Annotated in this window: 16 protein-coding genes and 1 other annotated feature; all 16 genes read right to left on the reverse strand. The window is 38.8% G+C overall.

The annotated features are described in order from the left end of the window. Window positions 1–113: 113 nt before the first annotated feature. The 16 genes from COD92_RS23900 to spoIIGA all read right to left on the reverse strand — a co-directional run bounded on the left by COD92_RS23900 (window position 114) and on the right by spoIIGA (window position 14,180). Window positions 114–1,415, reverse strand: coding sequence for a uracil-xanthine permease family protein (locus COD92_RS23900; protein WP_098528821.1), 1,302 nt, complete (start codon window positions 1,413–1,415; stop codon window positions 114–116). A gap of 165 nt (window positions 1,416–1,580) precedes the next feature. After that, the gene (pyrR, locus tag COD92_RS23905) at window positions 1,581–2,123 is read right to left on the reverse strand and encodes a bifunctional pyr operon transcriptional regulator/uracil phosphoribosyltransferase PyrR (RefSeq protein WP_098528823.1); all 543 of its coding nucleotides are present in this window, start codon (window positions 2,121–2,123) and stop codon (window positions 1,581–1,583) included. A gap of 190 nt (window positions 2,124–2,313) precedes the next feature. Next, entirely contained in the window at window positions 2,314–3,219 is a 906-nt protein-coding gene (locus tag COD92_RS23910) for an RluA family pseudouridine synthase (RefSeq protein ID WP_098996581.1), read from the reverse strand. After that, window positions 3,191–3,682, reverse strand: a complete 492-nt coding sequence (gene lspA / locus COD92_RS23915; RefSeq protein WP_098528827.1) for a signal peptidase II — start codon at window positions 3,680–3,682, stop codon at window positions 3,191–3,193. The genes COD92_RS23910 and lspA overlap by 29 nt, the downstream gene beginning before the upstream one ends. A gap of 99 nt (window positions 3,683–3,781) precedes the next feature. Next, a complete protein-coding gene (locus COD92_RS23920; RefSeq protein WP_098528829.1) occupies window positions 3,782–4,078 on the reverse strand; it encodes a hypothetical protein in 297 nt (98 codons plus the stop codon). Between the two features lie 185 nt (window positions 4,079–4,263). Beyond that, complete coding sequence (gene ileS / locus COD92_RS23925) at window positions 4,264–7,035, reverse strand: isoleucine--tRNA ligase (protein ID WP_098996582.1); 2,772 nt, start codon at window positions 7,033–7,035, stop codon at window positions 4,264–4,266. 73 nt (window positions 7,036–7,108) lie between these two features. Continuing rightward, window positions 7,109–7,349 (reverse strand) — a binding site (T-box leader). Between the two features lie 50 nt (window positions 7,350–7,399). Continuing rightward, window positions 7,400–7,915 carry a DivIVA domain-containing protein gene (locus COD92_RS23930; protein ID WP_098528833.1) on the reverse strand — a complete coding sequence of 172 codons (516 nt, stop codon included), beginning with the start codon at window positions 7,913–7,915 and terminating at the stop codon, window positions 7,400–7,402. An 84-nt stretch (window positions 7,916–7,999) separates the two neighbouring features. Then, entirely contained in the window at window positions 8,000–8,773 is a 774-nt protein-coding gene (locus tag COD92_RS23935) for a YlmH family RNA-binding protein (RefSeq protein WP_098996583.1), read from the reverse strand. A 28-nt stretch (window positions 8,774–8,801) separates the two neighbouring features. Next, window positions 8,802–9,065: a YggT family protein gene (locus COD92_RS23940; protein WP_098528837.1), complete on the reverse strand. Its 264-nt coding sequence runs from the start codon at window positions 9,063–9,065 to the stop codon at window positions 8,802–8,804. 5 nt (window positions 9,066–9,070) lie between these two features. Next, window positions 9,071–9,532: a cell division protein SepF gene (locus tag COD92_RS23945; RefSeq protein ID WP_098528839.1), complete on the reverse strand. Its 462-nt coding sequence runs from the start codon at window positions 9,530–9,532 to the stop codon at window positions 9,071–9,073. Between the two features lie 14 nt (window positions 9,533–9,546). Beyond that, window positions 9,547–10,224 (reverse strand): YggS family pyridoxal phosphate-dependent enzyme, encoded by a 678-nt coding sequence (locus COD92_RS23950; RefSeq protein ID WP_098996584.1) that lies wholly within the window; start codon window positions 10,222–10,224, stop codon window positions 9,547–9,549. Between the two features lie 9 nt (window positions 10,225–10,233). Then, window positions 10,234–11,049, reverse strand: a complete 816-nt coding sequence (gene pgeF / locus COD92_RS23955) for a peptidoglycan editing factor PgeF (RefSeq protein ID WP_098996585.1) — start codon at window positions 11,047–11,049, stop codon at window positions 10,234–10,236. A gap of 69 nt (window positions 11,050–11,118) precedes the next feature. Next, window positions 11,119–11,388, reverse strand: coding sequence for a YlmC/YmxH family sporulation protein (locus tag COD92_RS23960; protein ID WP_098528845.1), 270 nt, complete (start codon window positions 11,386–11,388; stop codon window positions 11,119–11,121). A gap of 88 nt (window positions 11,389–11,476) precedes the next feature. Further along, entirely contained in the window at window positions 11,477–12,256 is a 780-nt protein-coding gene (gene sigG / locus COD92_RS23965; RefSeq protein WP_040204876.1) for an RNA polymerase sporulation sigma factor SigG, read from the reverse strand. Between the two features lie 224 nt (window positions 12,257–12,480). After that, window positions 12,481–13,200 (reverse strand): RNA polymerase sporulation sigma factor SigE, encoded by a 720-nt coding sequence (gene sigE, locus COD92_RS23970; protein WP_098528847.1) that lies wholly within the window; start codon window positions 13,198–13,200, stop codon window positions 12,481–12,483. 44 nt (window positions 13,201–13,244) lie between these two features. Next, the gene (gene spoIIGA / locus COD92_RS23975) at window positions 13,245–14,180 is read right to left on the reverse strand and encodes a sigma-E processing peptidase SpoIIGA (RefSeq protein WP_480254342.1); all 936 of its coding nucleotides are present in this window, start codon (window positions 14,178–14,180) and stop codon (window positions 13,245–13,247) included. Window positions 14,181–14,369 lie beyond the last annotated feature (189 nt).

A 14,369-nucleotide genomic window follows, 5' to 3' on the forward strand; every position in this document is an offset into this window, starting at 1 on the left:
TCAGGGTGTAATAAACTTACTTTCACAAAGACATGAGACTCTATCCCACCTCTTTGTTCAAGTTTTACACCCTTGTAAGCCTCACTGGACTTCCGTTAAAAGGTATCCTGTATTTATGCAGATTTCTTATTTTCTTCGTTACTTTCGAACATATTTTCATCTGCCTCTTGTCTTCCCGGCAGAATTAGATTTAACAGTACTCCGATAATGGCTGATAATGCCATCCCTTGGATTTGAATATTATAAGGAAGTTTCACAATCGCTCCGCCGATTCCCAGAACCAAGATTACAGATGATATTACAAGGTTTCGTTTATCACCGAAGTCAATTTTACTATCTACAAGCATTCTTAACCCAGAGGAAGCGATAATACCGAAGAGCAGGATTGATACGCCCCCCATAACAGGTGTTGGAATTGTTTGAATTAAAGCTGTTATTTTCCCAATAAACCCGAAGATAATCGCGAACACCGCTGCACCTGCAATAACGTATACACTGTAAACTCGAGTAATTGCTAAGACCCCAATGTTTTCCCCGTAAGTAGTTTTTGGCGGTCCGCCAATTAAAGCTGAAATGATTGTTGCTGTTCCATCACCTAAAATGGAGCGATGTAAACCTGGATTTTTTATATAGTCACGTCCTACAACCTTACTAAGAACAAGCTGGTGACCGATGTGTTCCGATAAAGTTACAATCGCAATTGGGACAACCAAAGCGACAATGTCCCATGAGAACTTCAGTTTATAAGTGACAAACGGGATAACAAATTCCGGCATTTCAAACCAATTTGCATCTAGGACTGGTTTGAAATCGACAATCCCGACTATTAATGCATAGATATATCCGATGACAATCCCAGCCAAGATTGGGATTACACTTAAAATCTTTTTAGCGAAGATCGAGAAAATGATGGTGGCAGCCAAGGTTACAAGGGCAACCGAGAAATGAAGCATGCTATATTTTCCTGCAGAGTTGTTCATCGCGTTTCCAACGGCATTTCCAGAAAGAGCAAGACCGATTACCATAATGACAGGACCCACTACAATTGGCGGCAGTAAATTCATGATCCAACGGTGACCGGACTTGCTTATCACTATTGCGACAATCCCATAAACTAATCCGGCAATGAAGGTTCCAACCATCGCTGCACCAGCTCCGCCTGTTTCATAAAGAATTTTAATTGGAGCTATATAAGCGAAAGATGAACCCAGGTATGCAGGTACTTTTCCTTTAGTAATTAAGAGAAAGGCTAGTGTCCCTAGTCCGCTTGAGATTAAGGCAAGCGCCGGACTAAGGCCTATAAGATAGGGTACAAGTATTGTCGCTCCAAACATGGAGAATAGGTGTTGTAAACTTAAGGTAAACCATTGACCTGGTTTTGGTATGTCCTCTACATTTAAAATTGGTTTATTCAATGTTTCTCCCCCATTTATATATGGTTTATCTATATTGTCTTCTTTTCAGCCATAAAAAAACCCTCTTTGTATACATGAGGGTACAAAGAGGGTATAGAAATGCCATATATAATGGCCTTTCCCCTTTGTCAGCCTCACAGGACTGCCTTTTAAAAGGGCTGATATTTATTTGTCATAGATACTTACTTGATCAATTTTATCAACTTCTGCTAGTTGGACCACAATTTTTTCATCACTGGATGTTGGTACATTTTTACCTACATAATCAGCTCTCACTGGTAATTCACGATGCCCTCTGTCAACAAGGACTGCCAACTGAATCGCAGCCGGACGGCCTAGATCCATCAGCGCATCGAGCCCTGCTCTAACTGTTCTGCCTGTATAAAGTACATCATCAACAAGTATTACTATTTTATCACTGATTTCAACCGGTATATCTGAACCCTTGACAAGCGGTTCTAGAGTTTCCGTTTTTTTCGTTAAATCATCCCGATAAAGAGTGATATCAATCTCACCCACGGGAATTGGATTTCCTTCAATTTCTTCAATTCTTGACGCTAGGCGTTTTGCCAAATAGATACCCCTTGTACGAATACCTACAAGTACACATTCCTCAATACCTTTATTTTTTTCAATTATCTGATGAGCAATCCTTGTAAGTGCTCGATTAATGGCTTGTTCATCAAGGACCAGAGCTTTTTGGGTCATGTTACACCTACTTTATTATCTTAAAATAAAAAACCTCTCACCGGTTTTGGCGAGAGGTAAACAAGTTAATTTTAGTTACAGGACTAGAGCCGCCTATAACATAACCGTTTCCTTCTCAGCCTCACAGGACCGAATTAAAGGCTTATTAAACTATAGTCATCTTACTTCAAATTTGGGCTTACGTCAATCATTATTTATGAAGTTGTTCAAGAAGTCGTTCAAAATCCTCTGGAAGCGGTGCTTCAAATTCTAAATATTCCTTTGTTCTTGGATGAGTAAAACCCAGTATCCCTGCATGCAACGCTTGACCGTTAATGTCTAATGTTTTTCTCGGACCATACTTTGGATCGCCAGCAAGCGGATAGCCAATATATTTCATGTGGACACGGATTTGATGGGTCCTGCCCGTCTCTAACTGACATTCAACAAAGGTGAAATCCTTAAACCGCTCGATCACATGAAAATGAGTAACTGCATGTTTACCATTATCGACAACCGCCATACTTTGTCTATCCTTCGTATCCCTGGCAAGCGGCGCATCGATCGTACCGAAATCATGAGGGATGACCCCGTGAACAATGGCTTTATATTTACGTGTAACTGTCTTCTCAACCAATTGATTTACAAGGCTTTCATGCGCCATATCATTTTTTGCAACCATCAAGAGACCAGATGTGTCTTTATCAATCCTGTGAACAATCCCAGGTCTTAATACTCCATTTATACCAGATAAATCCTTACAGTGTGCCATTAGACCATTAACAAGTGTCCCAGTTAAATGTCCTGGAGCTGGATGAACCACCATCCCGCGCGGCTTATTAACTACTAATACATCTTTATCTTCATAATAGATATCTAAATCCATCTCTTCTGGAATGACATCTAGTTCTTCAGGTTCAGGGATACTTATTTCAATTAAATCATTCAAGCTGCATTTATAATTAGTTTTAACGGGTTGTCCGTTCACCACGACATTCCCATCTTTAATCCATTGCTGAACCTGTGTACGTGACCATTCTTCTTCTAACCCTGAGATAACCTTATCAATTCGGTCCCCTTTTTGATCTTCAAGAATGGTGTGTTCCATTTTCTCCATATAATTTCTCCTTTGATCTCCGCTCATCTAGAAGCATTTGAATCATTAACAAAATGACACCGATTACTAGTGCAGAATCGGCAATATTAAACACTGGAAAATTATAGCTAAAAATATACGTATGAATAAAATCAACTACTTCTTTTCTCAAGACACGATCAATAAAATTTCCAATCGCACCTCCAAGCATCAATGCTAAAGAAACTCCCAATAGCATTTTACCTCGTGCAGCTTTGTGCAGATAAAACATAATTCCTACAATAACCACAATGGTAATAACATAAAAAAGCCACATTTGGCCTTGGAGGATTCCCCATGCAGCGCCACGATTGCGGTGAGAAGTAATATACAAAACATGATCAATAATTGTTATACTCTCCCCTAAAAACATGTTGTTTACGATTAACCATTTTGTAAATTGATCTAATAAAATTACAAAAATTGCGATTAAGTAATAAAACACTGAAAAATACCTCCACAATATGCTGACTAGACCCTAGCGTTCGCTATTCTAATCTCCTTTGCATTTTAGCATACTTAATCGCAAAACGACAATGTATCATTATAAAAAAGCAGATGAAAGGGGTTTTTTGTAATAGTATTCTAAATCCTCAGTGTCCTTAAGTGACTTGATCGTCGGAATCATTTTTAGTAAGTCTTCCGGGATAAATTCACCCGAAGTCTCGCATTGGCCAAATTTTCCTTCCTCGAATTTTTGAATAGCAGAATTAATATCTGCAAGTTCTGCCTTCAAAATAGAAGTGAGCCAAGATTGCTTTTGTTTCTTCTGAAGAGAGTTCTCAATTTCTTCCTTCGTTTGACGGAGTTCTAAAAACAGCTTTTCCTGCATTGCATTCATAGTTGTTACCTCCGTAATTTGTCATTTGTACTATTATCTCCGTACATTCATTCCTGACACGGTAAAACAATTGACAACGACAACAACTATTAGTGAAAAAGGTAAATTTTAATAGCGGCGATTTTTTTGAGTACCGTATAACTATACATAGAAAAGCCCCCTGCCTGTTGGCAAGGGGCTAAACATTATGCTAAATGTGAATAGTTTTCTTTTACCACTTGGGCACAGCGTGGGCAAAGGGTGCTATGCTCTGGATCTTGACCAACCTCAGGTGTAACAATCCAGCAGCGGTCACATGTTTCACCTTCTGCTTTTGTAACAACAATCGCGGCAGTCTCTAATTTCACGGCATCTTCAGGTGCCTGATCATAAGATCCAGCAACTTCAAAACCGGAAACAATAAACAACTGTTTCAAGTCTTCACTGATGGAGTCTAACAGCGCTTTGGATTTCTCATTAACATATAACGTCACTTTAGCCGTTAAAGATTTACCGATTACCTTTTGATTACGGGCTTCTTCAAGGGCTTTTAAAACATCATCACGGAGTGTCATAAAGGCGGACCATTTTACTTCTAGAGCTTCTGCTCCGTCTAATTCTTGATACTCCGGAAGATCCGTTAATTGTACACTTTCCTCTTTAACAGCCGGGATAAACTTCCAAACTTCATCAGCTGTATGAGAAAGAATTGGCGAAACCAATTTAGTTAAGGCTAACAATGATTCATAAAGTACGGTTTGAATGGCACGGCGCTCATGGTTATCAGCTGCCTCAATATAAAGAACATCTTTTGCAAAATCAAGATAGAATGCACTTAGATCAAGCGTACAGAAGTTATTGACAGCATGATAAATGCCGGCGAACTCGTAGTTCTCATAAGCATTACGCACATATTTAATTAATTTATTCAGCTTCACCAGCATAAATTGATCCACTTCACGTAAGTTTGCATAATCAACCTTGTTTACAGCCGGATCAAAGTCCGCTAAGTTCCCTAACAAGAAACGGAAAGTATTTCGGATTTTCCTATAAACCTCTGCTACTTGTTTTAGGATGGCATCAGATACACGAACATCAGCCTGGTAGTCAACAGAAGCAACCCAAAGGCGTAAAATATCGGCACCTAATTGATTCATAACCTTAGCAGGTACGACAACATTTCCGATTGATTTACTCATTTTTCTGCCTTCACCATCAAGCGCAAAGCCGTGGCTTAATACACCTTTGTATGGTGCCTTGCCAGTTACAGCAACAGCTGTAGATAACGATGAATTAAACCAGCCGCGATATTGGTCTGAACCTTCAAGGTAAAGGTCTGCTGGTCTAACTAAATCCTCTCTCTCAAGCAATACTGCCTGATGAGATGAACCTGAATCAAACCATACATCCATGATGTCCGTTTCTTTCGTAAACGTACCATTTGGACTGCCAGGATGTGTAAAGCCTTCTGGTAGTAAATCATTTACTTCTCGTTCAAACCAAACATTTGAACCATGTTCACGGAAAAGGTTTGAAACATGATTAATGGTTTCATCTGTAATAATTTCTTCACCATTTTCAGCGTAGAATACAGGGATTGGAACACCCCAGACACGTTGTCGGGAGATACACCAGTCGCCACGGTCGCGAACCATATTAAATAATCTTGTTTCTCCCCAGGCAGGTACCCATTTTGTTTCCTTTACTGCATCTAAAAGTTCTTCACGAAAATCTTTAATGGATGCAAACCATTGGGCAGTTGCACGGTAAATAACGGGCTTCTTTGTTCTCCAGTCATGCGGATAAGAGTGAGTGATAAACGATAACTTTAACAACGCGCCAGCATCTTCTAACGCTTGGACGATTGGTTTATTGGCAGTATCATAAAATAAACCTTCAAAACCTGTTGCCTCAGCCGTCATTACACCCTTATCATCGACGGGACATAACACGTCTAAGCCGTATTTTTGGCCGACATGGAAGTCATCTTCACCATGTCCAGGCGCAGTATGAACGCATCCCGTACCCGCTTCGGTAGTTACATGTTCTCCTAACATGACTAATGAATCACGGTTATATAATGGATGCGATGCAATAATATATTCTAATTCAGAGCCTTTAACTTTTTGAACCACTTCTGTTTCTTCCCAGCCCGCTTCTTTTGTCACAGCTTCTAGTAACGCTTCAGCCACGAGGTACTTTTTACCGTTAGCGGAAACAACTACATAGATTAAGTCAGGATGTACAGAAATACCGAGGTTAGCGGGAATTGTCCACGGGGTTGTTGTCCAGATCACAATTTGTGTATCGGTATCTAAGACACCCTTCCCATCTTTCACTTTAAAGCCGACATAAATGGATGGAGATTTTTTATCTTGATATTCGATTTCTGCCTCAGCTAATGCGGATTCACTGGATGGAGACCAATAAACCGGCTTAAGACCTTTATAGATGTATCCTTTTTTCGCCATCTCGCCAAACACTTTAATTTGCTGTGCTTCATATTCAGGTTTTAGGGTAATGTATGGATTTTCCCAATCTCCCCTAACTCCGAGACGCTTAAATTGAGTACGCTGATTATCAATTTGTTCAAGGGCATACTTAGCACAAAGTTCACGGAATTCTGCAACTGTCATTTCTTTCCGTTTTACACCCTTGTTGGTTAATGCCTGTTCAATCGGTAAACCATGTGTATCCCAGCCAGGGACATACGGTGCATGAAAGCCGCTCATTGATTTATAACGAACAATCATGTCTTTTAAAATCTTATTAAGGGCATGCCCCATATGGATATCTCCGTTAGCATAAGGAGGTCCATCATGCAGGACAAACATTGGCCGTCCCTTTGTCCGTTCTTGCACTTTTTGATAAATATTCATTTCTTCCCATTTCGCCTGAATTTCAGGTTCTCTTTGTGGAAGGTTGCCACGCATCGGAAATTCGGTTTTTGGCATTAAAAGCGTGTCTTTATATTCCATTTTTTATTTCCTCCTGTAATCATACATATAATCAGAATAGCCAATAGACAATAAAAAAAACCTTCTCATCCCAAATAGGGACGAGAAGGTTTTATTCCCGCGGTACCACCCTGATAAATAATACCTGGATTGGTATTATCCTCTTTACCATTCGTAACGTGAATAACACGCCTAAGTCTACTATCCCGCGCTTGGGGGTTCAACCTGGAACTCGAGGGTGATCTTCCAATTTTTCAACTTTATCGGGCTTTCACCGTCCCCGACTCGCTAGAAAAGCTTCAGAAAAATTGTACTGTCCCTTTCATCGTCAATTTTCATTCTATTTACTCTGTTTAAAAATTATATGCTAATAAAATGTATTTCGTCAAGCTAATGAATCTTCTTCTTCATGAATCTTTAATTCTGTAGCATCTACCTCATACTCTAATAAATGATCCCAATCATCTGTATTCAGCATATCGAGTTGTGCTTCAATCAACATCTTAAACCGCGTGCGGAATACTTTTGATTGTTTCTTTAAATCTTCAATTTCAAGGGCTATTTTCCGCGCTTTTGAAAGGGATTCATTCACGATCCGATCAGCATTTTTTTCTGCTTCTTTTATGATAAGTTTCGCTTCCTTTTGAGCATTGCGCTTTACTTCTTCGCCTGCTTCCTGGGCGATAACAATTGATTTGTTAAGTGTTTCTTCAATATTAACAAAATGGCCAAGACGATCATTCATCTCGTTAAGGCGCTCTTCTAATTCTCTTTTTTCTCTAAGTACTAGTTCATAATCCTTGATTACTTGATCAAGAAATTCATTTACTTCATCTTCATCATATCCACGAAAACCCTTATTAAATTCTTTATTATGAATATCTAACGGCGTTAACGGCATTAATGCCACCTCCATGCAATCTGTGCTTCTGTATGTATAAGCAAATATTCGACAGTTTTTTCTTAATTCCTGCTTAATTTGCAATTATTTTTGTTTTCCAACTGTAATTCTCCATTTTTCTTTTTTTGTTTTTCCATCCAATCCGATAATCTTTGCTCGTCCGTGTCCTCTTACAGAGAGCATATCTCCCTCTTCACATGAAAAGGAAGGATTTTCGATTAATGACCAGTTCACCTTTACGAGTCCATGCTGAATTAAGGCAAGGGATTTCTGCCTTGAAAGATGATAAATTCCTGATATTACCGTATCGAGCCGTAAAGATGATAATGTTAATTCATTCTCATCCCATAATTCAGCAGCGGCAACCGCATTTTCAATACCTGTTTCGACCAATTTCACTCCTGCCCTGCCAATTGATTCGACATTGTTCTTTATGTAGTGACTTATTTCTTCAGCAGCAAAAAATTGAATACGCCCCTCACTAATCAGAATGTCACCGAATTTACCCCGTTTCAGTCCTAAAGACATAAGGGTTCCTAAAACCTGGCGGTGTTCAATCGTAACAAACTTTCGGGGATATTGAATTTCAAATAAACTAATTTGAAAGTCTGCTGCAGAAGGAACTAAATAATCTGGATAGATGAGCGCCCTGTTCCTTTCTAAACCAGAAATCCCCCCAAAAAACTGATATTTCACTTCTCCATGCTCACCAATTAACATTTTTAGGATATGCTGCTCTCTAGGGTCAAGAAAATCAGTTAGTTTAGGGGCGTATTGCTGCTCAACGTTGCTTTTCCATTGTAATACTTGATCAATATATTCCCGTTCCTCAGGCCGGAAATGCTGATAAATATTCATCTGATAACACAACCTATTTTTATCATTCTTAAGTAAGCCACCTATAGACACTGGCTAAACCGGTACTGGCAAAATTTAAAACAAGGAATGCCACTATTGGTGAAATGTCCATCATTCCGATAGGAGGAATAATTTTTCTAAACGGCTCTAGATAGGGCTCACAAATCCTAGTCAATATTTGTCCAATGGAAGATTCCCTTGCATTAGGAAACCATGACATCAATATATAGATAATTAACGCCCATGAATAAATTTGAATTAAATGCTGTAATAGACTAAAAACAATGGCCATTTAGATTACCACCTTGTATTTGGGTTATTGTGCTCAGGTAGAAGTTCAGAAATGTTTCCAGCCACTTCCACATTATCAGGCGTACATAAAAAAATACTTGAGCCGATTTTTTGAATGTCTCCACCAATGGCATAGACCGCACCGCTTAAAAAATCAACGATCTGCCGTCCTTGTTCACGATCAATACTTTGCAGATTTACGACAACAGCCCGGCGATTTTTTAAATGATCAGCAATCTCAGTTGATTCAGAATAGGTTATCGGCTCCACCAAAATAACCTTTGAAGCTTTAGATGTATTAGTCGAACTGACTGGCTTTGGTACAGTTTGAAAATTAACAACATTTTGACTTTTCACAGTTTGCTGTTTTGGCTTCACCGGAACAGTCTTCTCTACAACTTCATCATTGTTATTATCATATTCATCATCTAAAAAGAAAAATGTTTTTAATTTTGATTTAATCGTCATCTTCTTACCTCTCCTTAACCGTCTTCACCGACAAGTGCTGTACCTATTCTGATCATTGTTGCCCCTTCTTCAATGGCAATGGAAAAATCGTTGGACATGCCCATCGAAAGGTTAGTACATGGGGCAAACTCCAACTTCAAATTCTGTACTTGGTCACGAAGTTCTCTTAATTTCCGAAAACAATCCCGTAGAATTTGTTCATCATCTGTTAATGGGGCCATTGTCATGAGTCCATCAATGACTATATGTTCAAAGTTGGAAAGCTCTTTAATAAAAGGAATCGTTTCTTCAATCGAAAGGCCATGTTTAGACTCTTCACCCGAAACATTGACTTGAACAAGGCATTTTAATTTATGGTTTGCACGCTTGTTTATTTCTTCCGCAAGTGAAAGACGGTCCAACGAATGAATATATTCAACCTTATCAATGATATTTTTCACTTTGCGTGTTTGCAGTGTCCCGATATAATGCCATACAGGCTTGTCCTCTAATACGTTCCACTTTTCTAAGAGACTGTCATCCCGGTTTTCACCGAGATTATTAATACCTGCTTCAAGTGCTTCCTGAGCTCGCTCAATACTGACATATTTTGTGACTGCAATCAATGTCACTTCATCACTGCTCCGACCTACTTTTTGGCACGCTTCAATTATTTGTTGATTAATTCGCTTTAAGTTTTCAATTACCTTCATGGTGACCTATTACTCCTTCCAGCCAATAAAACTCATCATTCTTCCTGTTCTGCCTTTATCACGGCGGTGAGAGAAAAATTCCTCATGGTCGCAGCTAGAACATAAACTTGTTTGAAGAATATTTTGCTCCGGAACACCGGATGCAAGAAGAATCTGTCGATTCAGTTCCTGTAAATTAAGGGAATATTGCCCTTCTGTAATTAAATTATAGGTTAATGCTCCGCCTTCTTCTAGTGCTTTTTCTACAAAGTTAATAACATGTTTATCGACAATATAACATTTTTCGCATATCGATGGTCCAATGGCGACAAGAATCTCCTCTGGTCTAATATTCTCTTGGCCCCAAGCTTCTATCATTTTCTTGGCTATTTGACCAACGCTCCCTTTCCAGCCGGCGTGAGCGACTCCAATCATCCTTTTCTCAGGGGCAATAAAAAAAAGAGGGACACAGTCAGCAAAACAAAGTGTTAACAGGATTCCCTCTTCATCCGTATAAAAACCATCTGTCCCTTTAAAGGAACTTTCGTATGAATCGGATCCAGTTCCACGATCTGCTTTTGTTATTTTCTTGAGAACGGTTTCGTGTGTTTGTTCAGCTCCAACCCAGCAGGATAACGGGAACTGCAGCAATTCAGCCACTTTTTCTCTATTTGAACAAACATTGGTTACATCATCACTAACATGAAATCCAAGGTTAAGGGTTTTAAAGTATCCCTTGCTCGTCCCTCCATTTTTGGTTGTGAAGCCTGCCTCCAATTTCGGGTAGTGTCTCATCCAGCTATCAATTGATAAAAAGGATTGATTTTTTTTCACAAAGGGTTCCATTAAATTACCTCATTTGTTTTTCTATAGTTTACCATGAAAAGAAAATTTGGTCACCGCAAATGGAAAATATCAAACTTCTGTCTGTTCTCCTATCAGTTCATTGGTGCCTTTATACCTAACTAAAATGACATCTTGGCCAATTTTAATGATATTTTTCCATGGAATGATAATTTCTTCATCTTTTCCAAAAAAACCAAGAACCCTTCCGTTACCTGATATTATAACAGCCTCAATCTTCCCGGTTGTTAGGTTAATCTCGATATCCCCAATATTTCCAAGCCGTTTCCCATCCGATACATTTACAACGTCTTTTATTTGGAATTCTGAAATTTTCACCACTTCACCACTCCCATAACATACTATTATCAATATATGTGGGCACAAGCTATTTTATCTATAAAAAAATAAGCTGTCCGGCTGGACAGCTTTAACTTTGAATATTTTTATTCATTTGTCTAATGGCTGCTTTCTCAAGACGAGAGACTTGTGCTTGTGAAATACCAATTTCATCTGCCACTTCCATTTGCGTCTTCCCTTGAAAAAACCGCTTTCTAAGTATCAGCTTTTCACGTTCGTTTAGCCTTCGCATGCCTTCTTTAAGGGCAATTTCTTCAATCCAGTGAATATCTTTATTTTTTTCATCACTTAGCTGGTCCATAACATAAATTGGGTCACCGCCATCATTATAGATGGGTTCAAATAAGGAGACCGGGTCTTGGATTGCATCCAAGGCAAAAACGATTTCCTCATGTGGTACCTCTAAGACCTTGGCGATTTCCTCAGCAGTTGGTTCACGTGACGTCTCGCTCATCAAACGTTCCCTAACTTGAAGAGCCTTATAAGCAATATCTCTTAAGGAACGCGACACACGAATTGGATTATTATCACGCAAGTACCTTCGAATTTCTCCTATGATCATTGGTACGGCATAAGTGGAAAACTTTACGTTTTGACCTAAATCGAAGTTATCAATTGATTTCATGAGTCCAATACAGCCAACCTGAAATAAGTCATCAACAAACTCGCCACGATTGTTAAACCGCTGAATGACACTTAGGACAAGACGTAAATTACCGTTGACAAGCTTTTCACGAGCACTTATATCGCCCTCTTGCATTTGCTTGAAGAGTATTCTCATTTCTTCGTTCTTTAAAACAGGAAGTTTTGATGTGTCTACACCGCAAATCTCAACTTTATTTCGAGTCAATCCTTTTCCCTCCTCACAGGAGCTGCTGTACAAAAAACAGTATCTCCCCGAGAAGGAAAAATATGCACCTGTCCTCGGTAAGGGACAGGTGCATAAATGTCGAAAAATGCGATGAAATCATGAATTGAATAGGTTTTTAAGGTGGAAAAATTTTTCTATTTTCTATTATCATTACAACGCTCACTCTCAAGATTGAGCAGTTTTTACAATAACTTTACTAAGCCTTACACCATTTTATTGAATTCTTTCCGCAGCCTTTTAATAATTCGTTTCTCTAGTCTGGATATATAGGATTGGGAAATCCCAAGCATGTCTGCAACATCCTTTTGGGTTTTTTCTTCTCCATTTGTCAGGCCAAATCTTAGCTCCATAATTTGCTTTTCACGGTCTGTAAGCTGATGCAATGCTTTTGTCAGCAGCTTCCGATCCACACTTGCCTCTAAGTCTTTTGTAATAATATCATCGTCTGTTCCCAAAACATCTGATAATAACAGTTCATTACCATCCCAATCAATGTTCAGCGGTTCATCAAACGATACTTCTGACCTTATTTTATTATTACGTCTTAAGTACATAAGAATTTCATTTTCAATACATCTTGAAGCATATGTAGCTAGTTTTATTTTCTTTTCTGGATTAAACGTATTTACGGCTTTGATTAACCCGATGGTTCCAATACTAATCAGGTCCTCAATATTGATGCCTGTATTCTCAAATTTTCTGGCAATGTACACAACAAGGCGAAGATTTCGTTCTATTAGAATCGATCTTGCTGCTTTATCACCTCCGGGAAGCTTTTTTAATAAAACCTCTTCTTCATCCTTACTCAAGGGAGGCGGTAATGCTTCGCTCCCGCCGATGTAATAAACTTCATCCGTTTTAAGCCCTAGTTTAATTAGTAATTTATACCAAAAGTAAGTTAAGCGAAATCTCCATTTTTTCATGAATGTTCCTCCTTCTAAAATACGTTTTAATGAGTATAGTATTATTAACTTACCTTCACAGCCCCTCCTTGCCGCTTAGGTCCCGTCAGCATTTTGGGATGAACAATACATTGAAAGGCATCTTCTGCCGAGAGCTGTTGCATTGTAAACGAGACCAGACCCTTTTCACATAGATATTGGACACCATTATGCTCGATTAAAATCAAATCGGGTTTAATGGCAACAATCAGCTGATGCTCTTGTCCAACCACCTTATATGGAATGATTCTTAGCCTATTCTGCCATTCATGGGAAATATCTTGACTGCCCATAATGAACTGTTCTGGATCGGCTGCCGCGAGTTTGCTAACGGACTCAGGGACTGCTTCAACTTGGTCTCTAACAGAGACAAACATAACAGGGAGTTTAGATAACGGATCATACAGTTGATTCCCACTGTCAACCAGGCCCTTGAAATGCAATGTTTCATTATCGATATGAAGTTCAACATCGACAATTTGCTCAAATTGAATTTTGGTCATTTCCATACTTTCTACATTTTTTCTTGCAAAGTGCCAGGCTAAGGGAAAACCGATAAGAACGAATAGCCAGCTAATCGGGTCGCCATACCCCTTTACACTTGACGCTAAAACCTTTACGGACAGTTCCAAATCAGATTGAATAAAGTAATGAGCCCCCATAATCGCCCCGCCAATTAAAAAAGTAGAAACATATAGCGTCATTAAGGCTTTAAAGAAAAAAGTTAACCTCTTAAACCCAAAAGCTATTAATACCATAAACATTGAACAAATTAATTTTGAGATGGGATGGCTTGTATAGGCATTTAGTGGTGTAAACGATAATAAAATGATCAATGAACCTATAAATCCACCGGCAATTATTCTCCAGATCTGTATTCTTCTTTTAAGAAATATAGCCGTTAAGTATAGGAGAAGGCTATCGAATAACAAATTAAGAGCCCAAATCACATCAAGATACACCGTCAAGCAAGCGTCCTCCTTAATTAGCTATTGGCTACTTAAGTTTCTATTCTTCTGTTTACGAAAAAGTATAACGTACTTTCCTAGCGGAAGTGTGTCACTTTCTGTAATCAAAAAATCAGAAATTTTCACTATACTCAACGGAATTTGTCATATTTATATAGTTGAAAATATTAAAAAGGCGCTGTC

The sequence above is a fragment of the Bacillus sp. AFS037270 genome, assembly GCF_002585305.1.

Coding starts and splice junctions, on each gene's coding strand:
- COD92_RS23935 (WP_098996583.1), bottom strand. CDS start 8,773: ATGAATATTTATCAGCATTTCCGGCCTGAGGAACGGGAATATATTGAT.
- COD92_RS23930 (WP_098528833.1), bottom strand. CDS start 7,915: ATGCCGTTAACGCCGTTAGATATTCATAATAAAGAATTTAATAAGGGT.
- COD92_RS23910 (WP_098996581.1), bottom strand. CDS start 3,219: ATGGAGAAAATGGAACACACCATTCTTGAAGATCAAAAAGGGGACCGA.
- COD92_RS23920 (WP_098528829.1), bottom strand. CDS start 4,078: ATGAATGCAATGCAGGAAAAGCTGTTTTTAGAACTCCGTCAAACGAAG.
- pyrR (WP_098528823.1), bottom strand. CDS start 2,123: ATGACCCAAAAAGCTCTGGTCCTTGATGAACAAGCCATTAATCGAGCA.
- COD92_RS23950 (WP_098996584.1), bottom strand. CDS start 10,224: ATGAAGGTAATTGAAAACTTAAAGCGAATTAATCAACAAATAATTGAA.
- COD92_RS23940 (WP_098528837.1), bottom strand. CDS start 9,065: ATGGCCATTGTTTTTAGTCTATTACAGCATTTAATTCAAATTTATTCA.
- ileS (WP_098996582.1), bottom strand. CDS start 7,035: ATGGAATATAAAGACACGCTTTTAATGCCAAAAACCGAATTTCCGATG.
- sigE (WP_098528847.1), bottom strand. CDS start 13,200: ATGAAAAAATGGAGATTTCGCTTAACTTACTTTTGGTATAAATTACTA.
- pgeF (WP_098996585.1), bottom strand. CDS start 11,049: ATGGAACCCTTTGTGAAAAAAAATCAATCCTTTTTATCAATTGATAGC.
- COD92_RS23945 (WP_098528839.1), bottom strand. CDS start 9,532: ATGACGATTAAATCAAAATTAAAAACATTTTTCTTTTTAGATGATGAA.